The sequence below is a fragment of the Sphingobacterium zeae genome, from assembly GCF_030818895.1.
Taxonomy (GTDB): Bacteria; Bacteroidota; Bacteroidia; order Sphingobacteriales; family Sphingobacteriaceae; genus Sphingobacterium; species Sphingobacterium zeae.
Window position 1 is genome coordinate 4,089,044 of record NZ_JAUTBA010000001.1, and the last position, 24,263, is coordinate 4,113,306.

The 24,263-nt window shown below is 39.1% G+C and carries 21 protein-coding genes, 1 tRNA gene and 1 pseudogene; 7 read left to right on the plus strand and 16 right to left on the minus strand.

Features of this window, described 5'->3' with window-relative positions; all coding sequences use genetic code 11:
* Positions 1 to 61 precede the first annotated feature (61 nt).
* A complete protein-coding gene (bla, locus tag QE382_RS17185) occupies positions 62 to 814 on the plus strand; it encodes a BlaB/IND/MUS family subclass B1 metallo-beta-lactamase (RefSeq protein WP_307187003.1) in 753 nt (250 codons plus the stop codon).
* A gap of 279 nt (positions 815 to 1,093) precedes the next feature.
* Positions 1,094 to 1,167: transfer RNA gene (locus tag QE382_RS17190), tRNA-Ala, on the plus strand.
* Between the two features lie 65 nt (positions 1,168 to 1,232).
* Here QE382_RS17190 and QE382_RS17195 read toward each other — a convergent pair.
* Positions 1,233 to 1,661: a nuclear transport factor 2 family protein gene (locus QE382_RS17195; RefSeq protein ID WP_307187004.1), complete on the minus strand. Its 429-nt coding sequence runs from the start codon at positions 1,659 to 1,661 to the stop codon at positions 1,233 to 1,235.
* Between the two features lie 297 nt (positions 1,662 to 1,958).
* Between QE382_RS17195 and QE382_RS17200 the strand changes: the two genes are divergently transcribed.
* The gene (locus tag QE382_RS17200; protein WP_307187005.1) at positions 1,959 to 3,215 is read left to right on the plus strand and encodes a BamA/TamA family outer membrane protein; all 1,257 of its coding nucleotides are present in this window, start codon (positions 1,959 to 1,961) and stop codon (positions 3,213 to 3,215) included.
* Between the two features lie 3 nt (positions 3,216 to 3,218).
* Here QE382_RS17200 and QE382_RS17205 read toward each other — a convergent pair whose 3' ends face one another.
* A complete protein-coding gene (locus QE382_RS17205; RefSeq protein ID WP_307187006.1) occupies positions 3,219 to 4,343 on the minus strand; it encodes a lipid II:glycine glycyltransferase FemX in 1,125 nt (374 codons plus the stop codon).
* A 259-nt stretch (positions 4,344 to 4,602) separates the two neighbouring features.
* Between QE382_RS17205 and QE382_RS17210 the strand changes: the two genes are divergently transcribed.
* Entirely contained in the window at positions 4,603 to 6,264 is a 1,662-nt protein-coding gene (locus QE382_RS17210) for a DNA polymerase/3'-5' exonuclease PolX (RefSeq protein ID WP_307187007.1), read from the plus strand.
* A gap of 3 nt (positions 6,265 to 6,267) precedes the next feature.
* A complete protein-coding gene (ybaK, locus tag QE382_RS17215; protein WP_307187008.1) occupies positions 6,268 to 6,744 on the plus strand; it encodes a Cys-tRNA(Pro) deacylase in 477 nt (158 codons plus the stop codon).
* A gap of 5 nt (positions 6,745 to 6,749) precedes the next feature.
* Here the strand turns inward: ybaK and QE382_RS17220 are convergent, their stop codons facing one another.
* The 8 genes from QE382_RS17220 to QE382_RS17255 form a co-directional block, all read right to left on the minus strand.
* Positions 6,750 to 7,517, minus strand: coding sequence for a methyltransferase domain-containing protein (locus QE382_RS17220; protein WP_307187009.1), 768 nt, complete (start codon positions 7,515 to 7,517; stop codon positions 6,750 to 6,752).
* 40 nt (positions 7,518 to 7,557) lie between these two features.
* Positions 7,558 to 8,541 (minus strand): lipoate--protein ligase, encoded by a 984-nt coding sequence (lplA, locus tag QE382_RS17225; protein WP_307187010.1) that lies wholly within the window; start codon positions 8,539 to 8,541, stop codon positions 7,558 to 7,560.
* Between the two features lie 111 nt (positions 8,542 to 8,652).
* Positions 8,653 to 9,666: an ATP-grasp domain-containing protein gene (locus tag QE382_RS17230; RefSeq protein WP_307187012.1), complete on the minus strand. Its 1,014-nt coding sequence runs from the start codon at positions 9,664 to 9,666 to the stop codon at positions 8,653 to 8,655.
* Positions 9,667 to 9,679: 13 nt separating this feature from the next.
* Positions 9,680 to 11,512 carry a peptidase MATCAP family protein gene (locus tag QE382_RS17235; RefSeq protein WP_307187013.1) on the minus strand — a complete coding sequence of 611 codons (1,833 nt, stop codon included), beginning with the start codon at positions 11,510 to 11,512 and terminating at the stop codon, positions 9,680 to 9,682.
* The gene (locus QE382_RS17240; protein WP_307187014.1) at positions 11,502 to 12,281 is read right to left on the minus strand and encodes an N-formylglutamate amidohydrolase; all 780 of its coding nucleotides are present in this window, start codon (positions 12,279 to 12,281) and stop codon (positions 11,502 to 11,504) included. The genes QE382_RS17235 and QE382_RS17240 overlap by 11 nt, the downstream gene beginning before the upstream one ends.
* A 748-nt stretch (positions 12,282 to 13,029) precedes the next feature.
* Complete coding sequence (locus QE382_RS17245) at positions 13,030 to 14,310, minus strand: Glu/Leu/Phe/Val dehydrogenase dimerization domain-containing protein (protein ID WP_307187015.1); 1,281 nt, start codon at positions 14,308 to 14,310, stop codon at positions 13,030 to 13,032.
* The gene (gene hppD / locus QE382_RS17250) at positions 14,282 to 15,409 is read right to left on the minus strand and encodes a 4-hydroxyphenylpyruvate dioxygenase (RefSeq protein WP_307187016.1); all 1,128 of its coding nucleotides are present in this window, start codon (positions 15,407 to 15,409) and stop codon (positions 14,282 to 14,284) included. Before hppD ends, QE382_RS17245 begins: the two co-directional genes overlap by 29 nt.
* Positions 15,410 to 15,442: 33 nt before the next feature.
* Positions 15,443 to 16,600, minus strand: a complete 1,158-nt coding sequence (locus QE382_RS17255; protein ID WP_307187017.1) for a homogentisate 1,2-dioxygenase — start codon at positions 16,598 to 16,600, stop codon at positions 15,443 to 15,445.
* Between the two features lie 315 nt (positions 16,601 to 16,915).
* Here QE382_RS17255 and QE382_RS17260 point away from each other — a divergent pair, with 315 nt between their 5' ends.
* Both QE382_RS17260 and QE382_RS17265 read left to right on the plus strand, forming a co-directional pair.
* Entirely contained in the window at positions 16,916 to 17,890 is a 975-nt protein-coding gene (locus tag QE382_RS17260; protein ID WP_307187018.1) for a fumarylacetoacetate hydrolase family protein, read from the plus strand.
* Positions 17,891 to 17,901: 11 nt separating this feature from the next.
* Positions 17,902 to 18,798 (plus strand): flavin reductase family protein, encoded by an 897-nt coding sequence (locus QE382_RS17265; RefSeq protein ID WP_307187019.1) that lies wholly within the window; start codon positions 17,902 to 17,904, stop codon positions 18,796 to 18,798.
* 113 nt (positions 18,799 to 18,911) lie between these two features.
* Here the strand turns inward: QE382_RS17265 and QE382_RS17270 are convergent.
* The 6 genes and pseudogenes from QE382_RS17270 to QE382_RS17295 form a co-directional block, all read right to left on the minus strand.
* Positions 18,912 to 20,270, minus strand: a pseudogene (locus tag QE382_RS17270) (aromatic amino acid hydroxylase); the annotation flags it as partial.
* A 12-nt stretch (positions 20,271 to 20,282) separates the two neighbouring features.
* A complete protein-coding gene (locus QE382_RS17275) occupies positions 20,283 to 20,672 on the minus strand; it encodes a hypothetical protein (protein ID WP_307187020.1) in 390 nt (129 codons plus the stop codon).
* A 133-nt stretch (positions 20,673 to 20,805) separates the two neighbouring features.
* A complete protein-coding gene (gene tyrS / locus QE382_RS17280; protein WP_307187021.1) occupies positions 20,806 to 22,005 on the minus strand; it encodes a tyrosine--tRNA ligase in 1,200 nt (399 codons plus the stop codon).
* A 239-nt stretch (positions 22,006 to 22,244) separates the two neighbouring features.
* The gene (locus QE382_RS17285; RefSeq protein ID WP_307187022.1) at positions 22,245 to 23,084 is read right to left on the minus strand and encodes a hypothetical protein; all 840 of its coding nucleotides are present in this window, start codon (positions 23,082 to 23,084) and stop codon (positions 22,245 to 22,247) included.
* 227 nt (positions 23,085 to 23,311) lie between these two features.
* On the minus strand, positions 23,312 to 23,731 hold the full coding sequence (locus QE382_RS17290; RefSeq protein WP_307187023.1) for an SH3 domain-containing protein: 420 nt from the start codon (positions 23,729 to 23,731) through the stop codon (positions 23,312 to 23,314).
* A gap of 12 nt (positions 23,732 to 23,743) precedes the next feature.
* A complete protein-coding gene (locus QE382_RS17295; protein ID WP_307187024.1) occupies positions 23,744 to 24,250 on the minus strand; it encodes a BON domain-containing protein in 507 nt (168 codons plus the stop codon).
* Positions 24,251 to 24,263 lie beyond the last annotated feature (13 nt).

Sequence of the window (24,263 nt, forward strand, 5' to 3'; positions counted from 1 at the left end):
TCAAACGTTGAAGAAGCAATATTCATTTCGTTACAACGTTAATGCAATAACATTAAAAAATATGATTTCACTTCTTTCAGCTCGTATCCGTGGCCTCCTTGTTAGTTTTTGCTTGAGCACTGGTCTTCTATGTGTTTCTCCAGCAGTACATGCGCAGGAGAAACCTCTTTTAATAGAGAAAATTAATCCGAAACTATATCTTTACACAACCTTTAATACCTTTGACGGCACCAAATATGCAGCTAATGCCGTGTACCTAATCACGAAAAAAGGTGTTATCCTTTTTGACACCCCATGGGATTCTACCCAATACCAGCCCTTATTGGATAGTATCAAACAGAAACATAATTTACCCGTCATTGCTGTTTATGCAACACATTGGCACGAAGACCGTGCAGGTGGTTTTGCCTATTACAATCACATTGGGATTCCCACCTACGCAACAAAAATGACTAATGATCTACTAAAGGCAAATCACAAAGCACAAGCCGCCCATCTTGTTGACCTCAATAAAACCTACAAAATCGGTGGTCAATCTTTTGTTCTGAACTTTTTTAGTCCTGGACATTCCATGGACAACGTTGTCATCTGGTTTCCCGAATATAAGATCCTTGACGGCGGCTGTTTTATAAAAAGCTCGGAAGCGCAAGATCTAGGGTTTACGGCTGACGGAGACGTAAAATCCTGGAAACCGTCCTTGGCGAGGTTGCTGACAAAATATCCCCAAATTAACATGGTGATACCTGGACACGATGCTTGGAAAGATAATGGTCAGATAAAACGAACAGAGGCGCTTCTAACAGAAAAAAAATAATATGTCTATAGGAGGAGCTTTACCAACAGTTTTTCGCTGAGGTAAATTGGAACAGTCGATTGATAAGAGAGACGCCGTATTAATCAAACTCACTTATTTTTAATAGGATAAAAAAAATATGTAAAGTATTTAGCTGGACAGATTAAAATTGCTTATTCGCCTGCAATTAAGTGACGAAAAAACCGTAACTGGATAACAGTGTAAAAAAACAGCATAAAAGTAAAAAAAGGACTATGTTTATCCAAAAAAATGCTATATTAGCGACACGAAATAAAAGCAGGGGCATTAGCTCATTTGGCTAGAGCGCTTCGCTGGCAGTGAAGAGGTGATCAGTTCGATCCTGATATGCTCCACAGAAAAGGGTACTTGATACAAGTACCCTTTTTTTGTTCTTTATGCCACGTTTTAAGATACAGTACTATTTGTATGAATTTACAGATTTTGAAATTTTCCACGCTCCGTTTTCTTTAACAAGCGTGATAAAATCCGTTTTAGCGAAATCGTCAAATTGCATAGTAACTTTCGCGATTGCATAATCAGGTAATTCTTCAACGATCTGGGTTGTTGTTTTGCAGTTCATCTTGATACCTTTTTGTTTTTTCAAAAACTCAATCATCTCAAGACGACTATGTTGCAAATCTTGTTTGCCACAAATTTTTTGGTTAAAATCAGCTGTAAAAAGCTTATCCAAATTAGCTACCTGACCTTCGGTCATTGCACCAACGTACTCGTCGATGGCCAAATCAGCGGTAATTAAATTGCGTTCTTCTGGTTTAACAGAAGCCATTGAGCAAGTAGAGATTGCAATCATTGCTGCTGCTACAAATGTTTTTACGAGAGTTTTCATATTTTTTTTAAATTTTATAATGTATTGGTATATTTTTTTCCTATTGTATTGTCGCTTACTATATAAATTTGTTGCGCGCTTTTTATTTATTTATTTTCTGTTTCAAAGTTAAGACAACTCATCTGTTGATATCATTACATTTAGATTAACCTTGTATTAAAATCGGTGAGTGCTCTAATTTTGTAGGCGAGTGAAATTTTTAACTGGTTCTTTATATAACCAAAACGTGACAGAATGAATAAATTATTGGTTTGAATATTGTTATTCTGTCTTTTTCCTATTAGATTGCATGCTTTCATGACACACAACAATACACAATTTCTTTTTGACTTTAGACTACCTCTGCTCTTGATTTTACTGCTGTGCAGCGAGAAATTAATATATGCTCAACGCCCTGCAAATGAAATAGAAACCACCAAACATCTGGCTGACACAAGCAAACAACGCGACTTAATTGATATTGGCAAAGAAATATTAAATATCAGGCCGCCGCAAACGGTAAAAAGTACAGGAAAGAAAGTCTATTTTTCATTTTTGCCGTTTTCGACAAATGTTCCTGGCGGAGGGCATGCTTTAATTACCAGTACGACAGCAGGATTTTATCTGGGTGATCGTTCTAACACCTATATGTCTAAAATGACATTTACTCCATATACAAATTTTGGCAAAAGATTTGGCCTTCCAATCCGATCCTATATTTGGTTAAAAGAGAATTCCTGGGTAATCGACGGAGATATACGCCTCTTAAAATATCCACACGAAACTTGGGGCATAGGTAAAGAGCACCAAGGCGACCAACAGATTAATTTAGATTACACCTATTTTCGCCTATACCAACACGCATTAAAAAGAATTCACGGCGGACTGTTTTTGGGTATCGGATATGACTTGGATTACCGAATGAACATTAAATCTACGAGTAATACCAAACTCGAAGACTACACTTCTTATGCTTATGGAACAGATTTGAAAGATAATACCACATCTTCAGGAGTCAGCTTCAATTTAATTTACGATACACGTGCCAATTCGATCAACACCTGGTCAGGCAACTATGCCAACCTGCAGTTTCGAGTCAATCCGACATTTTTAGGTAGTGATCAAAATTGGAAATCATTATTTTTTGAAGTCAGACGATACCATAGGCTCACCCAAAACCGAAATCGACAAAATATGATTGCGGTAAGGAGCTTCTTCTGGACTGTATTTAACAGCAAAGCTCCTTATCTCGATCTTCCTAATTTAGGTTGGGATCCTTATAATAGTTCTGGAAGAGGGTTTCCTGTGAGTCGCTTTCGGGGTAAATCGCTTTACTATCTAGAGACGGAATATCGTCGTGATATTACAAGAGATGGCTTATTTGGATTTGTAGCGTTTATGAATTTTACCACTTTAAACGGGCCAAAGAATGCCATGTTTGAAGATTGGAATGTCGGTACCGGGGCTGGTGCGCGAATTAAGTTTAACAAAAATTCAGGCACCAACATCGGCATCGATTATGGAATTAGTAAGAACCACCGCGGCGTGAGACTTACCTTAGGAGAAGTGTTCTAACCCCTAACTCAAGTGATAACTTTGGTTTTTGAACTCCATTGAAGTATAGTATTGATATTTTCTATTGTCCAGCGGATAATCCCAACAGCCCATGCGGTGATAGATTTCACCACCAAAGCCTGTTTTGAACCGATAAAGCCCATACATAGGATGTGAAAGATCTGCCTGTGGAGAGACGCCAAAGAAATCATATTCTGTACATCCTTTTTCTTTCGCAAGCTGCATTGCACGCCATTGCAGAGCGTATGTTGCCATATAATTACGATTCCAGGACGCAGAGGCTCCATAAAGGTAAGTGCCGCGATTTGCGGCAATCACCAAAAACATAGCTGCCAAGGGCTGATTATCCACTTCTGCCACTAAAAGATACACATCAGCGGGCGATAACGTATCATTTGCCCTTGCAGAGAGAACAATCTTAAAATAATTGATATCATGTAAAAAAAAGTTATTTCGATGTGCCGTCTGTCTATAAAGTTCGTACCAAATTTCTAGACTTTCCATTCCTAGAGAACGCACGCGCACCCCTTTCCTTTCTGCCAGATTAATATTATATCTCGTCTTGGATTTCATATTTCCAAGCAACATATCCTCTTCCTTTTTAAGGTCCATAAAAATAGTATTGGAAGGAAGTATATCCGTATTTGCTTTATGAAAATTCCAGTTTTCTGTATTAAAGTTGAAACGCATCTCCTGAATACGTTTTTCGGGGACACCCAACCAGTTTCCATGAAGGTCATAACAATCCTCCTCTTTAGCCCAATGAGACTCCCAAGATAGATCGTAGCGTATCATAATGCAATTTGGCGGCAGATGGGTACGCAAACTCTCCGATAACTGTTCCAAAAAATAACCTTGATTTTCGTCCGATGGTTCAATCTCAGGCCCATAGGGTACATAGGCGATGCTATGCTCTTGATCTATGGCCTGTATAATAATCAATAAATCGCCAATAAAGTACGTATCGTCGTCAACCCCAACATAGAGATCAGATTGTTTCGACTTAAAGTTAAATGCCTTGGACTGTATGCCCTGCATTTTTTTTACTGCAGACCAATAAGCAGTCTGTTGAATAATACCTGTTTTATAAAGCCCACTGATTTCTTTGTCATTAATATCTGCTATCATGATATTTCTCCAATTTTATTAGGTGTATTTTTTCAGATCCTTAAAAAAACATCGGTTTTTAAGCCCAAAAACGGCAAACATAACCAAAATGTATGGCTAAAAAGGTACTCATTTGTCACTTTGTTGTTAATTTCAGGCAATACAGAGAAATAGCTATTTAAAATGGCTATTTCACATATTTAAACTTAGAATAACCTCATTTGAATTGTTATTTTGATCTAAAATTTAAGATATTTGTAGCTTAACAATTCAGCACACGATGGACAATAAAGCGATTTCCAAAATTTTCAAATTATGCAGTCAATTGATGGAATTGCACAATGAAAATCCTTTTCGAACAAAATCCATAGCGAGTGCCTCGTTTAAGTTGGACAAGCTGCCTTTTCGTATTGTTGAGGCGAGTCTCGAAGAATTGAGTGCGCAGCCCGGCATAGGAAAAAGCACCGCTGAAAAAGCAAAGGAAGTGGCTGCCACCGGAACTTTTAAAGAGCTTCAGACCCTTATGGAAAATACGCCATCCGGTATTGTTGAAATGTTAAACCTTAAGGGACTAGGTCCCAAAAAGATCGAGATTATTTGGAAGGAACTGGAGATCGAAAGTATAGGCGAGCTGCTTTATGCCTGTAACGAAAACCGTCTTGTTGAAGCGAAAGGATTTGGACTTAAAACCCAAGAAGACATCAAAAAATCCATTGAGTTTTCGATCTCCAACAAAGGATGGTTTTTATACGCAAAAGTACTTTCGTGGGCAGAACGCTTTTTAACTGATCTTAAATCGCATTTTCCGGCTTCCCTATTGTCTTTCACAGGTGATTTTAGAAGAAAATGCGAAATTTTGAGTACTGTAGATCTGTTGATTTCTGAGCATATCGATAGCGTAGAGAAATTTTTAGGGGCATATACCTTAGTGGAAAAAACAGAAAACTCCATAGAATTAACCGATGATCTGGGATTTACTTTCAAAGTCTTCAGTAGCAATATCAATGATTTTTATCGTGACCTGATTCTTAGCACCGGATCTAACGCACACCTGGATCTCCTATTTAATATACTTCCAGACCTCCCTTCACTTTCCAGTGAAGAAGCAATTTACCGCAACTTGGGTTTGGATTATATCGAACCCGAACTCCGTGAAGGATTGAATGAAATAGAACAGGCCCGAAATCACAGCCTACCAAAACTAATCCAATACAGGGATCTCAGAGGCACACTTCATAATCACTCTACGTATAGCGACGGTGTACATAGTCTCGAGCAGATGGCCCTACATTGTAAAGATGTTTTAGGACTCGAATATTTGGGAATCTGTGATCACTCGAAAACGGCAGTTTACGCTAACGGATTATCCATCGAAAGATTAGAAGAACAATGGAAGGAGATTACTGCATTAAATGAAAAATTGGCGCCATTCAAGATCTTCCGCGGGATTGAATCCGATATTCTAGGTGATGGCTCATTAGACTACCCTGATGAGATACTGGCAAAATTCGATTTTGTTGTTGCTTCCGTTCACTCCAATCTAAAAATGGATGAAGAAAAAGCAACCGCCAGGCTAATTAAAGCGATCGAAAATCCATACACAACAATATTAGGACATCCTACTGGAAGGCTATTGTTAAGTAGAGCGGGCTATCCATTGGATTTTAAAAAAATCATCAATGCCTGTGCTGCAAATGGAGTTGTGATTGAGATAAATGCCAATCCTTTACGCCTGGATCTTGACTGGAGATGGCACCGTTATGCCGTAGAAAAAGGAGTACTGCTATCCGTGAATCCGGATGCCCATCGTACGGAGGGGCTACAAGACATGCAGTATGGTGTGTTAGTCGCTCAAAAAGGTGGTCTTAAAGCAAATAACTGCCTGAACACATATTCTTTAGATGACATCACGGTGTATTTCAACAAGAAAAAACAGCGCTAGTGTATGTCCAGTAAAACAAATGCCGTTCGCCTGTTGGACACCGCTGGAATAAGTTATGAACTACGAGAATACGAAGTTGATGAGCAGGACGTCAGTGCCGAGCATGTTGCCGAAACCTTAGGTTTATCACTTGAAACATTATACAAGACTTTGGTTCTAAAAGGAAACAAAGACCCTTATATTGTGGCTGTCATCCCTGGCAACGCGCATCTTGATTTAAAAAAAATAGCAAAAGCTTCAGGCAATAAAAATTGTGAGATGCTTCCCATGAAAGATCTCTTATCGGTCACGGGCTATATTCGCGGAGGCTGCTCTCCCATTGCAATGAAAAAGCAATTTCCAACATTCATTGAAGAAGCCGCTCAACTAGAAAACCATATTTCAGTCAGCGCAGGAAAAAGAGGTCTTCAGATGGTATTAAATCCGCTGGATCTCGCTCGTATTGTTCATGCCCACTGGGCGGATCTGATTAGTTTATAATAGGCTTACTTTTTACGCCCGTATAATAGTATGCGTTTGAAAGAGTAAATAGCCGGAAATTTTGAAAAATGTTTATTGATTCGAGTTTTGAACTCATCAATAAACAGTACCTTCTTATCATCTGCTAATCGTTCGATATAGGGAATCAAAGCTGAGCCTGCAATGAAGTTGTAAAGCGTATCGGCATCAGTAGCAATCAAAGGATACACACGGAGCGAAAGATCCAATTGATCCAAGCCATTTTCAAACAGCAGCTGTGCATAAGCATCAATATCCAATACTGCCGATGACCTATTCCAATCATTTAGATATTTACGAAAAGATTCCTCGTTCCCCAGTTCAAATAAAATCTTATTTAAGATATTTTCTGGCTGATAAGGCATCTGTACCGCTAATTGCCCACCGGCATTTAACTTGGAAATTAGTTGAGGGAAAAGAACCTGATGATCTTCCAGCCATTGTAAGGCGGCATTGCTAAAAATTAGATCCCAGGTCCTTGGCTCAGCAAGGAATTTTTCGACTGAACTTTGTCTAAATTTTAAACTTTCAGTTTCAAGCCGATGGCTTTCAGAAAGCATTTCTGCTGAAGAATCTATCCCAAGAAAATTTGCTTCAGCGAATTTTTTACTTAGAATTGCTGTTTGTTCGCCGGTACCGCAGCCCAAATCTACAGCATGCAGTACGGTATCTCCAACGATAAGTTCGGCCAAATCATAAAATGGTTTAAAACGAATATCTTTAAATTGATTATAGTTGTCCGGATTCCAAGGCATATTCTTTTTTATTATACCCCATAGGGCAATACAACATTTTCTATTTAAACAAAGTAAGAATTTCAGCAGCATCGACCTGACCAAAATAAGCCGTTAGATCGACGGATTGTAAAAATAGATCAATCTCCTCCAATTCATGCTTTTTTCCAACCAATAAACTTTCGATTTCATGGATCGATTTGGAAGCAAAAAAATCTCCAAAAATTTTAGCGCCTTCAATATATCCTTTGTGTACATCCAAGTGTAATTCGATAAATCCCGCAGGAATCTTAATTGCTTTTTTTAAATTGTAATTTGGAGAAAAACCAAAATTCCAATCCCAGGTTTCGTACTTTTCTTTGATCAGCTTTTCAATATTTTCAACATCCAGAGGAGAAAACGTGCTCATTTTAGCTTCGGGGTTCTTCAGTTTCATTTCCTCAAGGAGCAATTCTTTAAAATGAGCGGTTGTGAAGCCACTGGGCAAATATCCAATTAAATTCGTTACGCGTGCGCGATTAGATTTTACAGCTTTATCTACAAACTTCAACGGATTGACTTTCAAAGCATCACTTAGCACTTGCATCTGTGAATCGATCAATATCGTCCCATGTTGAATCATTTTGCCATTTTTGGCCAGTTTAGCATTTCCGCTAAATTTTTTCCCGTCGACCAACAGGTCATTTCTTCCTTCTAATTTTGCGGGTATATCCAATTTCTTCAATAGTGAAACGACTGGCTGGGTAAAGGTTGAAAAATCCATAAAATCATAATTTCCCAATAAAGTATGAAAGGAAAAATTAAGATTTCCAGCATCATGATAAACAGCACCTCCTCCCGACATCCGCCTGACAACTTTGATATTATTCTTATTGACGTAATCAAGATTTATTTCCGCTAGGGTATTTTGGAATTTACCGATTATAATTGAGGGCGCATTTATATAGAGCAAGAAGATATCCTCTTTGGGGTATTTACCCAATAAATATTCCTCGGAAGCGATGTTAAAATAAGGATTGTCGGAAGGAGAATCTATAATCAGCATATTTTTCTTTTTTCAAAAATAACAAGAATTTAATCGAGGTAATTCATTTCAAATTCATAATTATCTCAAACAAATCTAACAATACTCCCTTAGACTGTTCATACAACCAATTTATTTAAGTGATACTTTTTTATTGATTGCAACCTTTTCCTTTAGTTTATTAATAATAAACCCTGAAAAATCCTCCTTTAAAATTTCTTCCGCCTGACATAAAGCACCTGGACTAAATACATTAATTTCCATAATACGGTTACCTACCACATCCAGACCAACAAAATACATTCCATCCCGGATCAATTTGTCTTTTATTTTTTCAACCATCCCCAATAGTTCCGCTGAAATAACGGCACTTTGCGTCGTTGCTCCTTGATGTACATTACTACGGATCTCATCGCCCTGTTGTACTCGATGGACAGCAGCAAATTTACCATTGATTAAAATAGGCTCTCCATTTAGCAAAAAGAACCTTATGTCACCATGTGCAGCTTCCGGAAGGTATTCTTGACCTATTACATAACCATCTCGCGCTATAGCCTCTACGGTCTGTTTAAGATTTTGCTGATTGTCTTTATTGATCAAAAACACATTTTTGCCACCCGAACCTTTTAAAGGTTTCAAAATTATTAGCCTGTTCTGTTGTTCAAAAAATCGTACCACATCCGCATAATTTCGTGTTACAATGGTTTTAGGTCGAATAGATTCATCAAACTCTTCTAAATACAACTTATTACTGGCTCTACCAAGACTATCTGGATCGTTAATGACCAATACTCCTTTCGCTTTTAGGAAAGATGCAAATTGCAGTGCTGAAGCTGCCGCCCAAGGTCTGCTTACCATATCCAATACTGGATCAAATCGTTGCCAAACTACGTCCATCTCCTCCAACGACATTTTAGTTTTTTCTGTTTCTCGCAATACCTCCATGAAACGGTCAGCAGATGTCAGCATCTGGTTAGGCATTACTTTTCGCACATGGGCAGCAATGTATGCCGACTCATAGTAAAAATCGGCCAAGCCAATATAATAAACTTCATGTCCCATTTGATGGGCCTTCAATGCCAAAAGAGTGGTCGTAAAACGCGCAGTTTCTTTGTGGGTTTGGTTGATCACGAATGCTATCTTCATATACAAAATTCGATTATTGAATCATTTGGAATATTCCATTATGTTTTTTAAGATTTAACAAAGCATCCTTATACGGAGCCGTTAAGTATCTTGGGGTTAAAATTGGAGACTTCAAGACCCCTTTTAAAGTGAGTTCTTCAACAATTGGTATATAATCTTCACGGATTTTGCCCATAGTTAAAAGTGCAACTTCCCTTCCGCTTTTGATATAATTGGTCAATTCTATTAAGCCACTCAAGTACAATGCATCTTTTGTAAGCCCACCACTTCTATAGACTCGCATTGTCATCTGGAAAGCAGTTTCGTGCAAAAATTGATACTTGTCTACTAAAAGCGAGAATGTGTCAATAAATGAGTTGCCTTGCTGCATATGATGGACAGCAATAACTCTTCCCGCCAGGATACGTAATCTATTATTAGTCAGCCCTCCGACTAAATATTCGGCGAGTACAGCGAGACCTTCCTGAAGTTTTTCATAACCAGGAACTCCTAATCTAAAAAGGCTGAAAGGTTGTTGTTTTCCATTATAGTAAGTGACGATATGTGTGCCAACTTCATGCTGTATGAGTGCCTTTACCCTATTGCGTGGTAAACTATATTGTTTACTTATATTGAGCACGCCTTGATTAACCATCACGCCGTAGATGTCATCGCGAAGTCTTACTGTAGTTCCAAAGTTTGGATCTTGGCTGTTCAAATAATCCAATTCCTCCTGGGCCAGTTTGGCGAATTCCTCGGCATAAACAATGTCTTCCTCTTTTGTCCTCACTTCTCGATTAGTTGTGGTGATCGTTAGGATCGCTTGTGCTTTTTCCAATAATTTTTCATTAACTGTACCAAAAACCTGCATACTTCCTAGCAAAAACCCTTCTTTTCCACGTTCACTCAGCATTGTCATCATTTGGTCTAGCTCTTTTCGTTTATCACGAAATAAATAGGCCATGGAGGGATCAAATAAATCTTCTATATGCAAATTATAAAGATTCCTTTTGATAATATCTGGATCGATAGGCATAGGTCTATAATGAAACACTGGTGTTTTTCGATAATTACCTTTCTTAAATTGTTGCCAGGCATCGTAAGAATTTGTAGGAGTAATCAACAGCAGAAAATCAAACCTTTGGCTTTCTCGAGCCAATTTCTGATCAATTTCCCATGCTAAAGGAAGCATTTTTTTGGGCTGGCTTATTTTAAATGCAGTAGGTTTCGATAATGTGTGTATACGGATGAATTCAAAAAATGTTTTGGACAAGCTTCTAGATATAGCTTCACGGAAATGGCGAAGATCGATTGGTAAAATTTGTTGATCTATGCCTAATAGATACTTAGGTTTTACCTCAAGCCCGATGTAAAATATATTTGTATTCAGATTATCCAATTGTATACTTGACGGCGAAAGACTCTGCGTTGCATTCGTTTTTGAATCCGTAAGTATTTCTACTTTGGAAATTGACTCTTCAGTGGTCAGTTGCCTTCCTAAATATTGAGCAATAGACTGCACGTTTTTACGGGCAATATGGATTAGAATATCTTCTTCCTGCGCCGGATCTGATGCCCAGGCTTCGATGATCAGACAAGCACCAAACTCCTCTACCAGTTTATTTAGTATTGGGGCAATCCATTCGGAAACGTTCATCTGTGGATCTCTTACTTTAAAATAAGCCGGCTCTGACTTCACCAACTCTGCAAGCATGGGATCTGGGCTCAAAAACTGTTGGTATAAAAATAGATAAGGAACAACTTGATTGAACACCAATTTATTTTTTGACGGAATCTGCACATGAAAAACTTCCTTATTTTTGATCATTTTTAAGATGCCAGCGAGTTGTTTCACATTATCTTTCATAGGCAAAATAATTTTCCAATGTCTCTATACTTTGCAAGAGAAGTTGCTTATACTCCTGTAGTTTTTGTGGAAAAACTTCCCCAGTCCATTCATCCATAAAATCCTTCCTAAATTCGATCGAAAAAATACATCCTTTATCTCCAAACTTACTATTCAAATACGCAGAAAGAAAACCACCTTTAAACTTCACATTCTCACGCACATCATACACTAGTCCATCTTTTCCACTCTGTAAAACTTTTAATAATTGGTCAGTCAATTGTCTCCATTTTTGGTGATTATGCTGCGTCCCTAAATTGATTTGTGGATCGGCAGCACTGTTCACAATTGCGTCAGGTCCCTCGCGACGCATGTTGTAGCTATGGATATCATAGATGACAAAATAACCATAACGATCAATAGTATATTGGATTTGCTCACATACGTCTGCATATACACGGTCATAAATCGCATATAACTCATTGATCTGCAGCTGCGGCAATGCTTCTTTCCATACACGCAAGCCCCAAGATTGCTCAGGTGTAAGATAGACAGCATCTTCTCGCTTTCGGTTCAAATCCAATTGAAATCTAGACGTCCCAGACACAAACCTATTGAAAGGTAGTTCCGCCAAAATGGCTGTATAAGGATCCTCCTCCCGTAATCGTTCCTCTTCGGAAATATTAAAATTGACTAGGATATTATCGTCGACGTGATGACCATCATGTATTGCAAAAGCCCAAAATGGACTTTCATTATTTTCAAATTGATAACGGTATGTTAGTGACATAGACTTTTTTTATAGTTTATGAAAGCAAGGCCATATTGATTGATAGCCCCCTGTGTAAAATTAACAGCTATGGCCAAAAAAAAGTTTGAAAATAAAATGGATTATCGCTATAATCAGAAACTTTTTCACTTCTCAAAAAAGTGCATGTTAAAAATCGTTAAACAGTGGGTTCGATACAAAGTGTTGGCATCTTTGTTGAATAAAAGATAGTAGTTTCATAAAGTTAGGTTAATAATTTAGTTAGTTTATAAAAAACCTGTTAGTATCCCCGCTAACAGGTTTTTTATTTGTAGAAAGAGATCTCATAGAAAGTGTGATTGTTTTTTGAATTCCCCTCTCAATTATTAAAAAATGTTAAAATTTGAAATAACTGATATGAAATGGAAACATTTTTTGAAGATACTACGTTATATAAGTACTTTTCATAAATTTAGGTTAATAATTGGTTAGGAAAACTCCTGTTGCTCCCAGCTTCAGGAGTTTCTATTTTATCCGTTTATTAAAAATGACAAAAGACAGCACATATCGAGGCAGTCAGGTTTCTTAATTTATTTTCAATATGTCACATTTTGAACTGCGAATATCATCACATAAAGAAAATCCCTTTTTGGCACAGCCTTTGTATTGTTTTAAGCATTCATAAATTTAGGTTAATAATTGGTTAGTTAGAAACACTTGAAGTTCCCCGCTTCAAGTGTTTTTTTTGATAGTCGTACACTAAATAGTATAGAAAACCATCGGATTGTATTCAGTTGACCGTTTCCACCAATTGCTTCAGAGCAATTTCGTAGGCTCTTGACGAAATATGAGTATTTTGCGGAGAAACTGCATTGATTTTTTTGAGCGCTTCAAAAATCACTTTAGAGACATCCGAAAAAATTGCATCATCACTAATTTCGATATTGCGTTGCATTAAATAGGCAAACACTCTCGCCATGCCACAATTGGCAATGAAGTCTGGAATAACTGCTACATGCTGGTCTGCAAATTCCATGACAGGCCCATAAAATATTTCCTGATCTGCAAATGGGACGTTTGCACCGGAAGCAATTAGCTCAAGCCCATGACTGATCAGATGTTGGATCTGATCTTTTGAAACTAACCGGGACGCCGCTGCCGGCACAAAAATATCGGTTTTTAAGTTCCATATTTCTTTCTGTATCTGATCAAAAGGAATGATATCCGGTGAGTAGAGTTCATTGCCTTTTCGCTCCAGAAATAAACGTGTAATATCGTATTCATTAAATCCTTCCGAATTGATCAGCCCACCAGCACGATCGATTATTCCGACGATTTTAACCCCTAGTTTAGACAGATAAAATGCTGCTGCAGCAGCTACATTTCCCCAACCCTGAATCACCGCACGTTTTCCAGCACAATGCGATCCAAAGAGCTTGTAGTAGTGGCGAATTGACTCTGACACGCCGTAACCAGTGATCATATCTGCCACTTTGTACTTTCGTTTCAGATCTGGACTGTAGGAACTATCCTCCAATACTTTGGAAACACCATATCGCAATTGTCCAATTTGATGAATGCGATTGCTTTCATTCACCTTAAAGTGTCCATTCAAAATTCCTTCTTGGGGGTGCCACAGGCCATATTCTTCCGTCAGTGGAATAACATCATGAATTTCGTCTATATTCAAATCTCCGCCCGTCCCATAATAGTTTTTTAGCAGCGGTGTGACAACCTTAAACCAACGTTCTAACACTTCATTTTTCCTGGGGTCATGCGGATCGAAATCAATCCCAGATTTTGCGCCCCCAATTGCGGGTCCCGATACCGTAAACTTGACCTCCATTGTTTTTGCCAAAGATTCTACCTCATGCCTATCCAATCCAGACCGCATCCTTGTTCCACCACCAGCAGCCCCCCCACGCAAAGAATTGATCACAATCCACCCTCTTGCATCCGTTTCGCTATCCTTCCATTCGAAAACAATTTCCGGGCTTTTATGCTCAAACGCCCGTAATAACTCTTTCATCCCTTCCATACTACTATAAATTTCCTCGGCGTTCCTGTTCACGTTCTATCGCTTCAAAAAGGGCCTTAAAATTTCCTGCCCCAAAGCTTTGTGCCCCTTTTCGCTGGATGATCTCATAAAATAAAGTTGGTCTATCCTCTACAGGCTTTGTAAAAATCTGCAGCAAATACCCCTCTTCGTCACGATCTACCAGAATTCCGAGTTCTTGAATGATCCGTATTTCTTCATCAATTTTTCCAACTCGCTTGGGCAACATGTCATAATATGCTTCGGGCGGAGCACCCAAAAACTCTACTCCTCTTGCTTTAAGTGCTTTCACCGTAGCAACAATATCTTTCGTTGCCAACGCCGCATGCTGTACACCTTCTCCCTCATAAAACTCAAGGTATTCTTCAATCTGCGACTTCTTTTTTCCTTCCGCAGGCTCGTTAATCGGGAACTTGACATAGCCATTTCCATTGCTCATCACTTTACTCATTAGCGCGGAATACTCGGTATTGATCTGCTTGTCATCGAATGACAGGATGTTAACAAAACCCATGACATCATGGTACCATTTCACTGTTTCGTTCATCTTATTCCAGCCGACATTACCAACACAATGGTCGACATAAAGCAAACCTGTTTCGCTTGGATTGTAATCACTTTCCCATTTTTCATATCCCGGCATAAATGGACCGGAATAATTCCGCCGTTCGACAAATAGATGGACTGTTTCGCCGTAAGTATAGATACCGGCAGTCCAGACTTCCCCGTTTTCATCCTTCAGAAACTGTGGTTCCTGATATACCTTTGCTCCTCTTTTTGTTGTTTCTTCAAACGATTTTCGGGCATCATCAACCCAGAGCGCTAATATTTTAACACCATCACCATGTTTCTTTACATGTTCTGCGACGGGATGATCAGATTTCAGCGCCGTGGTAAGCACCAAACGTATTTTATTCTGTTTGAGCACATAGGATACCCGATCTCGAACTCCTGTTTCAGGTCCGGCATAAGCATCCGACTGGAAGCCAAACGCTGTCTTGTAGTAATGCGCCGCTTGCTTCGCATTACCAACATAAAATTCAATATAATCGGTCCCATTGATAGGTAGAAAATCTTGCGCTTGGGCAATCTTTTCTGCAAATGTATTTGCCATAATTTATATAAAGGTTACTCTTCTTTTATTAATCTAACTCATCCAAGACTTATAATAATCTGGATCTTCTATATTGAGCGCTTCTTCTGTCAGCATCAATGGTCGAAAAGGATCGATCATCACAGCCAGCTCTTCGGTTTTAACCTGTCCGATGCTTTTTTCCACTGTCCCTGGATGAGGCCCATGAGGTATACCGCCGGGATGCAGGGTAATCTGTCCTCTTTCAACCGACTTTCTGCTCATAAAATCGCCATCGACGTAGTACAGGACTTCATCCGAATCTACATTGCTGTGATTATACGGTGCAGGAATCGAATCGGGATGATAATCATACAGCCGTGGACAAAAGCTACACAGTACAAAGTTGTCAGTCTCAAAGGTCTGGTGGACAGGTGGCGGCTGATGTAGTTTACCCGTTATTGGCATAAAATCATGGATCGAAAAGGCCCAGGGAAAATGATAGCCGTCCCAGCCAATAAAATCAAACGGATGACTTCCGTAGACATATGGATAAATCATCCCCTGTTTCTTGATTTTCACTTCGAAATCACCCAATTCATCAAAGGTTTCCAAATTTTGAGGTACCCGAATATCGCGTTCAAAAAAGGGAGCGTGCTCCATCAATTGACCAAATTCATTGCGATACCGTTTTGGTGTACGCACGGGAGAAAACGATTCAACGATAAACAACCGGTTATCTTTCTGCTCAAATTCCATTTGATAAATCGTTCCCCGGGGAATAACTAAATAATCACCATATCTAAATGGGATATTTCCATATCCAGTTTTTAATCTTCCGCTCCCCTGATGAATAAAAACAATCTCATCTGCCTGACTATTTTTATAGAAATAGTCATCCATGGACCGACGAGGAGCTGCCAAGGATATGTGCAGGTCCTGATTAACCAGCACGGGCGTTCGGCTTTCGAGATAATCTTCTTTGGCCTGAACCTGAAACCCTTTTAAGCTGGTATGCTTAAGATGTTTATCCCGTGCAATCTTCGGCGATATATCGTAAGGCTCCCTGATCTGCTTGACCAATGTAGGCGGGTGGCAATGATACACCAAAGAATAAAGACTGGAAAATCCATGGGTGGATACGAGTTCCTCAGCATAAAGCGTATTATCGGGCTTTCTAAAAACAGTATGTCGCTGCATTGGAATTTGCCCTTGTTTTACATAAAATGGCATAATTCTACGATTTAAACGGTTATAAAATTAATTGAATATCAAAGTACCAATAGAACTATTGGCAAGTGCATGAGAGAAGGTTAGTATTGTGCAAAAACGATATCAGCTAGAATTGCTCTATTAAAAGCAATATAGGGCATGGAGAACGCAAAGCGATGTACGCCACGATTGATCATTTTTTATAGTTTATAATGCTTTAATAAAGGTAAGATTATTTTTCTATTTTCAAGAGAAGAAATATTTTTTTCAAATCTTATACAATATATTTGTGTCAAATGCTATCAACATTGAATAACCAAATAGAACACGCTATATATGAGAATTGTCACCAGCATTAGGGGGGGTCAGGAGGAATTGGGGATTGTCATAAACGACCGATTTTATCCTTGCTCAGCAATCGATCAAACCCTTCCCAAAACTATGTCTGATTTTCTAAAAGGTGGAGAAAAAGCCATGGGTAAGCTCCAGGAATTTGAGCGCGCTCTAGCCCGGGGAACGATCGAAAGACCTTATCATCCGTTACAGGACACACAGCTTATCGCTCCGGTACCTCATCCAGCCTCTTTTCGTGATGCCTACGCATTTCGTCAGCATGTGGAAACATCAAGAAGAAACCGCGGACTCGAAATGATCCCCGAATTTGATAAATTTCCTGTTTTCTATTTTTCAAATCATCAGGCAATACAAGGTCCGGGGCCTATTCACTGCATGCCCTTACATTTAGATCAACTTGACTTCGAACTTGAGATCGCTATCGTCATCAATAAGCCGGGAATCAACATTCCTGCGGCCAAGGCAGATGAGTATATTGCCGGATTCATGATCATGAATGATTTTAGTGCAAGAAAACTGCAGATGGAAGAGATGAAATTGAGTTTAGGACCCGCCAAAGGCAAAGATTTTGCAACCGCAATTGGACCTTGGTTAGTTACAAAAGATGAATTGGAGCCTTATAAAATTCAACCAGCCGAAGGGCATATTGGCAATTGTTATGATCTCAATATGACGTGTAAAGTAAACGGCAGACAGGTTTCAGCGGGTAATTTTGCGAGCATGCACTGGACTTTTGCAGAAATTATTGAGCGGGTTTCTTATGGTGTACAGATCTTCCCCGGTGATGTGATCGGTTCAGGTACTGTTGGAACAGGTTGCTTTCTCGAACTCAATGGCACTGCACGCATAGCGAATCCTAACCACGAAGATCAATGGCTTAAACTTGGCGATGAGATTGAATTGGAGATCACCGCACTCGGAAAACTTTCCAATTCTATTGCTTTAAACCATCCATAAATCTAGCGAATATGAAGTCATCTTTCGAAACCATAACCTTTGAGTCTGTAACGGACAAAGCTATCATCGATAATTTAATTAAATATGCTATTGCACCGCGTCCAATTTGTTTTGCAAGCACGATAGATTGCAATGGACAAGTCAACTTAAGTCCTTTTAGTTATTTCAACCTAATGTCGCATCAGCCGCCTATCTGTGTTTTCTCGCCGCTGCGGCGGATGCGTGATGGCAGTACCAAACATACGCTGGATAATGTACGGGAAGTTAAGGAAGTCGTCATCAATATTGTCAACTACGATATGGTGCAGCAGCAATCTCTTGCCAGCACCGAATATGGGAAGGAAATAAATGAATTCGATAAGTCGGGTTTTACTGCTGTCTCTTCTATTCATGTTGCGCCACCACGGGTAGCCGAATCTCCAGTCCAGCTGGAATGCCGGGTTAGAGAAATCGTCGCTTTAAGCGATGAACCGGGGGCTGGTAATCTTGTTATTGCGGAGATCCTCTATATGCATATCCACAAACACCTATTGGGCAAAGATAATACCATCCAACAAAAAGATTTGGACCTTGTGGCAAGGCTGGGTGGTGACTGGTACTGCCGCGTCACTGATGAAAACCTATTTATTGTACCGAAGCCCCTCCGTAGTCTGGGAATTGGCATAGATCAACTTCCGGAAAAAATTAGATTTTCTACTGTACTGACCGGAAATCACCTTGGATTGTTGGCCAATGTCGAAACACTCCCCACATTAAAAGATATACAGCCAGCGGATAAGTACTTAAACTACCTCAAACTAAACTTTGAAGACAGCCCATCGAAATTCAGCCAGAAAGTTCACGAATATGCTGCACAGCTATTGGATGCAGGTCAGCTTGATAAAGCCTGGCAAATTTTATTAATGTGATAGTATAAGTAAGCACAAAAAAATAGGACTTTCAAACTTGTGGATAGTCCTATTTTTTGGAGCCTATTATATTGCTCCAAAGATTGATTTTAGACCTTTGGAAGAACTATTTTTCATTGATTATTTAAAAGAGCTTCCTCCTTTGCAACACGCAGCCCATCATTAATCAGTTTTTTCAAATGTGGATATAGCGTAACAAATTCCAAAAGTCTCTTTTCTGCCAGATGATTTAACTCCCCTAAATCATTCGCCCAGGCGATTTCAAATAACTCAACCAAACCTAACCAATGATCCCCATTTTCCGATCCCAGGAGATTGAAGATATCAAGCCAAGCTTTTTGATCAAACCCTTTGTCCCGCAAGTTGCGTATCGCAGCATGGATATTCACGAGCTTTACATCTTCGCTTTCGGTAGCCCTGGAAGATGAATCCTGATCCTGATGTTCCTCCAGGGCTTCATAGGCATTTTTATCGGCAGCACCGGCAAAAACAGAGACAATTTCAGCCCCTACAGCCATATCATATATCCCCCATTCGGGTTTAAAATACACCTCTTTCCTATCGTTACGGTATACTTCACATGCCGTAAATAAAATCAAAACAATCTTGTCGAATTGCCGGACAATCCGTTGAACAGTTCCTGCGACGATAATCCCCGAATCAAAGTTTAACAGACATTGCTGGCCTTCAACTATACCATATTGGATCAATGTTGCTGCATCAAAATCTTCTAGATCATGATCTGCACCTCTCAAACTTCCTACTGGAGAGCCAAATCCTTCGCTATGATAATCTATACCGTGTCCTTCGAGCTGTTTACCAGCGAATGCCAAAGCTGTAGGTCCCTGTGTCTGGATATAGGAAAGATTTTGATCCGCGTTGGCTAATTTAAAGACTCCCGATACTTGCAGGCCAGAACTATACTGCACCGTGCACACAGCTCGGCAATCAATGGCTTTGTCAATGCTCTGTTTCCCTCCTACCCGAAATGCCATGGTATCAGCAAATTTATCCAACACAATTTTTAGATGTGCAAAATCTGGTGTAACAAATAGCTGCGGCTGTGGTTTGGTAATATCATACGCATATTCGATCGCATTTAAACCATACGGCAACTTAGGCACATCTTCTTGCATGCAGCTCGCGCTTTCTCCAATGGAAGACAGTAAACCAGCTCCGTAAATTTTGGGTGTATGCAAATCACCAATAAGTCCGTATTCTACTGTCCACCAATGCAACCTACTCAACAATGCCATCTCCGAGGGCTCGCCCATATTATCCTGAACGGTCTTCAAATTCTTTTCTGCAGCAGCCAACTCAACCGCCGTTGTTGTTCCATTTTCTTTCAAAATAGATAGGTAACGAATAGCTTCATAGAGTTCAAAATCTTTTCCCGAAGACAGTGCTTTTGTCCCGACCTCTCCAAAATATTGCAAGTATGCAGCATAATCTGGTTCACCTATTATAGGCGCATGGCCAGAAGATTAGTGGATAATATCCGGCGCTGGTGTATATTCGATATGTTCCAATTGACGAATGTCTGCTGCAATAACCAGTACGCGATGCGCCTGAAATTCCATAAAAGCAGCTGGCGGAATAAAACCATCCACTGTCACAGCACCCCAGCCAATCAATTTTAGACTATCGTTCATATCCTGCAGGTTTGGTATGGTCGCAATTGATAAACCTGCTTTCTTCAATCCAGGGATATAAGGGTAATGTGCTACATCTTTCAAAAAAGAATAATTCTGACGCATGACATAACGCCACAAAGCCTGATCCAGCGCGGTATAACGTTCATAGCGCTGAGCTACCACATAGCGTTTCAAATGTTTGGGCAACCGCTCTAAAACAATGTTATTGTATGTTTCCATCTATAATTGGTATGAAAATAAAGTTTGAGACTTCTATATGAAGGTAGAAATTATTTGTGGTTCAAGAAAGAACCACTATGTCATTTTCTTGCTTTTCGCGAAATATTACAAAAGTATACCTTCACAAACCTTACTAAACAACTTTAAAATAAGTTCTTTTACCTAATTTAATTTTAAAACACAGGTTCAAGTCAACCATTAGCTCTGCATTCAGCTGTTTTATCGTATCAATCTGAACCGCACCGCCTATAATCAATCTTCGCATAGCTGACTTTGTTCCCCCCTTTAGGAAATGACATAGATCGACCAGCTTAACCTGTTCACCAAACTGGTCGCGCAATAGTTGAACCGATATCTCCTCAAAAGCTTTTTCCTCAAATTTCTTGCTTTGAAATTGCTTGACAAAAAAATCAGCTGCAGTCAAAGCCAACTCATCGCCATGGTACTGAGCGACAAGATTCTGTGCAATAAGTTTCTTAATTTCCATTGGATTTTCCCCCATTTCAATACGGGTTTTCATGCTAAGTTTGGTTTCCTGATTGAAATCAGTAGTCAAGTCAATATATTCCGGAATTAAATGATCAGGAATGGACATGGTTTTACCAAACATGTCATTCGGTTCATCCAAAAGACCAATCGTGTTGTTTAATGATTTACTCATTTTTTCTTTTCCATCCAGCCCGCGCAATAACGGCATACACAGCACGATTTGCGGATCCTGTCCAAATGATTCCTGCAGCTGCCGGCCCATCGCGCAATTGAATAGCTGGTCCGTTCCCCCCATTTCGATATCGCTATTGACATGTACGGAGTCAAAGCCCTGCAATATCGGGTAAAGCAATTCATGCATGGCTATTGATTGGTTTTCGTTAAAACGCTTATTAAAATCATGTCGTTGCATCAACTGTGCAACAGTGACTTTCGATACCAGCTGGATAACATCTGCAAAATTTAATTGATCCAACCAGTCTCCATTAAAAACAATTTTCGCTTTTGAAACATCAATAATTTTAGACAGTTGTGCAATGTAGGTTGCCGCATTGTGAGCGATCGCATCCTGGCACAAAGGCTTACGGGCTTTATTTTTTCCTGTAGGATCGCCTATACGGGCTGTAAAACTACCAACGAGGATCACGATTTCGTGCCCCAGTTCCTGAAACTGCCGTAGTTTCTTTAACACAACAGCGTGCCCTAAATGAAGATCCGGAGCTGTTGGATCAAAACCAAGTTTTATAATCAGTGGTCGGTTCTTTTCTTCAGCCTCCTTCAACTTCGATGCAAGTCCCTCCTTCGGTAAAATAATCTCGATATTTTCTGCTAACTCTTTTAACATAGTGTGATATAAAATAAAAAAAGCCCGAACGTTATGTTCGGGCTTAGCTATAAATAATAATTGAATTTCTTAATTTAATAGGCATAGGGGTCCCGAACGATTATCGGGCGATAATAATTAAAGAAAGATGGAAGACGTAATATGTTGCTCATTTTCTTCATTGTTTGACAAAGGTAGCGCTATATTTTTTAAATTCAAAAATATTCGCATCCACACTTGCTTGGATATGTATTTTTAAATTATCCACCAGTATTTTTATCCATCAATTTTCCCGCTCCATTATAAACATACTTTTCTGTATTCCCTTTATCCTTTTTCTCCACTACCTTCTGCACGAGCAATGAATTCTTAAAATACTCATGGTAAAAGCAGTTTTCAAGGTTATACTTCCGCTCGATAAGATTATTATTCTGATATAAATCAGTATAATCAACCTTAGCTTTCCGATAGGTATGTTTTAGTAATTGGCCATGAGCATCAAATGACTTTGATTCCTGTATCTGACCACCACAATTCAATTTAGCACTGTACATTAAGGTATTGTCTAAACGATAGTCAGCCCGGGTATGGTCAAAATCATTTTCAACGCTATAATAATTATCAAAAAAGACCTTTGTTATTTTTTTTCCATTATTTGCAGCTTGGTAGAATACCGTTTTTTCTTGACTGATTTTCCCATTCTTAAAATTTCGCTGCACACTTGAAGTATCCGTTATTGTATATTGGAAGTCTGGTAACGTGGCAGATTTGACATTGATTTGCTGCAATATACCGTGCCGTACCACAACAAAACCTTGCTTCCCGTCTTTTTCAATCTTAAAATCACTCTCTACTATACCTTCCTGATTGATTGAAATAAATGCATTGGAAAGTCCCATAAATTGATTCTTTTGCAGAATATATTTACCCGGTTTCAACTTCGTTTCTTTACCTTTTTCAAGCACGCGGATCGTATCCTTTGGATATTCTGATAAATGAAGCTGGTAAATATCTTTATTTAATCGAACATATTCTTGTGAAACTCCCAATTGAACAGTTAAACACAGGTATAATAGGGTAATGAAACGTGATTTTGACATAATGTAATAAAATTGTTGCAACAACAGTAACACAATTATTACACCAAAAATTAAAATACGACTACTTCTCAAAAATATTCTTCTCGTGAAATTGTACTAAATGGACGCTATTAAATATCATAAAAGCTTATGCAGACAAAAAAAAAAGGAGAAGTATCTACCGATAATTCTCCTTATAATCAAAGTCTGGGAATGTTCGCGCCCAAGGCGTGCACAACATCCAGCAACTAAACGGACTCTAAATACTGTGCATAACAATAGCCCTCTTCATTATCTTTGGTTCTGACCAGCCACCATTGATCATTAGCCTTACTAATCAAAGTGATGATTTCTCCTTTAGCAGCTTTGCCGACAATAGGTTGATCTGTACCAGGACCTTTTCTAATATTCAAGTTACTGTTTTCGGTAATGACCTTCACCTGACTTCCCGGCACTTCTTTAGCCACATCTACATTGAGTACTACATCTCCAGTTTGGAAATTTGGATCTATATTTCCGTAAATTTCCCATAGCTTATTTTTCACATCCGCAGTAGGTGCTGTACCCCTGATCTGCAATACACCATCCATTTCGGCATAATTTAGGTCATTTACACCTGAAGATTGCGCCGTATCCAAAAGAACTTTATATTTTTCTTGCAATGACATAGTTTTGTTATTTTACTTTTTGACAACAATACCACTTAGATCCACTTTTTTGGGATTCAAGTTATCCAGTCCTTGTTTTAAAGTTATTATCTTTGGTTGCTCTAAGGTACCTGTAACAGAGATTACACCATCCTTTACACTTGCCTGCACGGTCGGAAAATCCTTCATAAACGTATTTACTGCAGCGCCCAGTACCGCGTCATTATTGGATACTTCAATTGGAGCTGGGGTCGATGACACCGGAGCGCTAACAATAATATTGTTTTGAATAGACTTAACGTCTTTATCTCCTGCTGTTTTAGCAATCGACTCCACCTGTTGTTTTTCTTCCTCCGAAGCGACGGTACCGCTTAAGATAACTTTTCCTTTTTCAACTTCGACGTCCACCGTTTTGCGGCCAGTAAGCGCATTTTCTATCTTTTCCTCCAGCTTATCGTCTGACAATCCCGATTTGCAGGACGTAAAAGAAAGTACAGCTGTCGTTGCCAATAGACAAAATGTTAATTTGCTAAATTTCATAAGACCAATTTTA

Bases quoted from the DNA above. Each gene is read 5' to 3' on its own strand.
- bla (WP_307187003.1), top strand. From the start codon at position 62: ATGATTTCACTTCTTTCAGCTCGTATCCGTGGCCTCCTTGTTAGTTTT.
- QE382_RS17195 (WP_307187004.1), bottom strand. From the start codon at position 1,661: ATGAAAACTCTCGTAAAAACATTTGTAGCAGCAGCAATGATTGCAATC.
- QE382_RS17200 (WP_307187005.1), top strand. From the start codon at position 1,959: ATGACACACAACAATACACAATTTCTTTTTGACTTTAGACTACCTCTG.
- QE382_RS17205 (WP_307187006.1), bottom strand. From the start codon at position 4,343: ATGATAGCAGATATTAATGACAAAGAAATCAGTGGGCTTTATAAAACA.
- QE382_RS17210 (WP_307187007.1), top strand. From the start codon at position 4,603: ATGGACAATAAAGCGATTTCCAAAATTTTCAAATTATGCAGTCAATTG.
- ybaK (WP_307187008.1), top strand. From the start codon at position 6,268: ATGTCCAGTAAAACAAATGCCGTTCGCCTGTTGGACACCGCTGGAATA.
- QE382_RS17220 (WP_307187009.1), bottom strand. From the start codon at position 7,517: ATGCCTTGGAATCCGGACAACTATAATCAATTTAAAGATATTCGTTTT.
- lplA (WP_307187010.1), bottom strand. From the start codon at position 8,541: ATGCTGATTATAGATTCTCCTTCCGACAATCCTTATTTTAACATCGCT.
- QE382_RS17230 (WP_307187012.1), bottom strand. From the start codon at position 9,666: ATGAAGATAGCATTCGTGATCAACCAAACCCACAAAGAAACTGCGCGT.
- QE382_RS17235 (WP_307187013.1), bottom strand. From the start codon at position 11,512: ATGAAAGATAATGTGAAACAACTCGCTGGCATCTTAAAAATGATCAAA.
- QE382_RS17240 (WP_307187014.1), bottom strand. From the start codon at position 12,281: ATGTCACTAACATACCGTTATCAATTTGAAAATAATGAAAGTCCATTT.
- hppD (WP_307187016.1), bottom strand. From the start codon at position 15,409: ATGGCAAATACATTTGCAGAAAAGATTGCCCAAGCGCAAGATTTTCTA.
- QE382_RS17255 (WP_307187017.1), bottom strand. From the start codon at position 16,600: ATGCCATTTTATGTAAAACAAGGGCAAATTCCAATGCAGCGACATACT.
- QE382_RS17260 (WP_307187018.1), top strand. From the start codon at position 16,916: ATGAGAATTGTCACCAGCATTAGGGGGGGTCAGGAGGAATTGGGGATT.
- QE382_RS17265 (WP_307187019.1), top strand. From the start codon at position 17,902: ATGAAGTCATCTTTCGAAACCATAACCTTTGAGTCTGTAACGGACAAA.
- QE382_RS17275 (WP_307187020.1), bottom strand. From the start codon at position 20,672: ATGGAAACATACAATAACATTGTTTTAGAGCGGTTGCCCAAACATTTG.
- tyrS (WP_307187021.1), bottom strand. From the start codon at position 22,005: ATGTTAAAAGAGTTAGCAGAAAATATCGAGATTATTTTACCGAAGGAG.
- QE382_RS17285 (WP_307187022.1), bottom strand. From the start codon at position 23,084: ATGTCAAAATCACGTTTCATTACCCTATTATACCTGTGTTTAACTGTT.
- QE382_RS17290 (WP_307187023.1), bottom strand. From the start codon at position 23,731: ATGTCATTGCAAGAAAAATATAAAGTTCTTTTGGATACGGCGCAATCT.
- QE382_RS17295 (WP_307187024.1), bottom strand. From the start codon at position 24,250: ATGAAATTTAGCAAATTAACATTTTGTCTATTGGCAACGACAGCTGTA.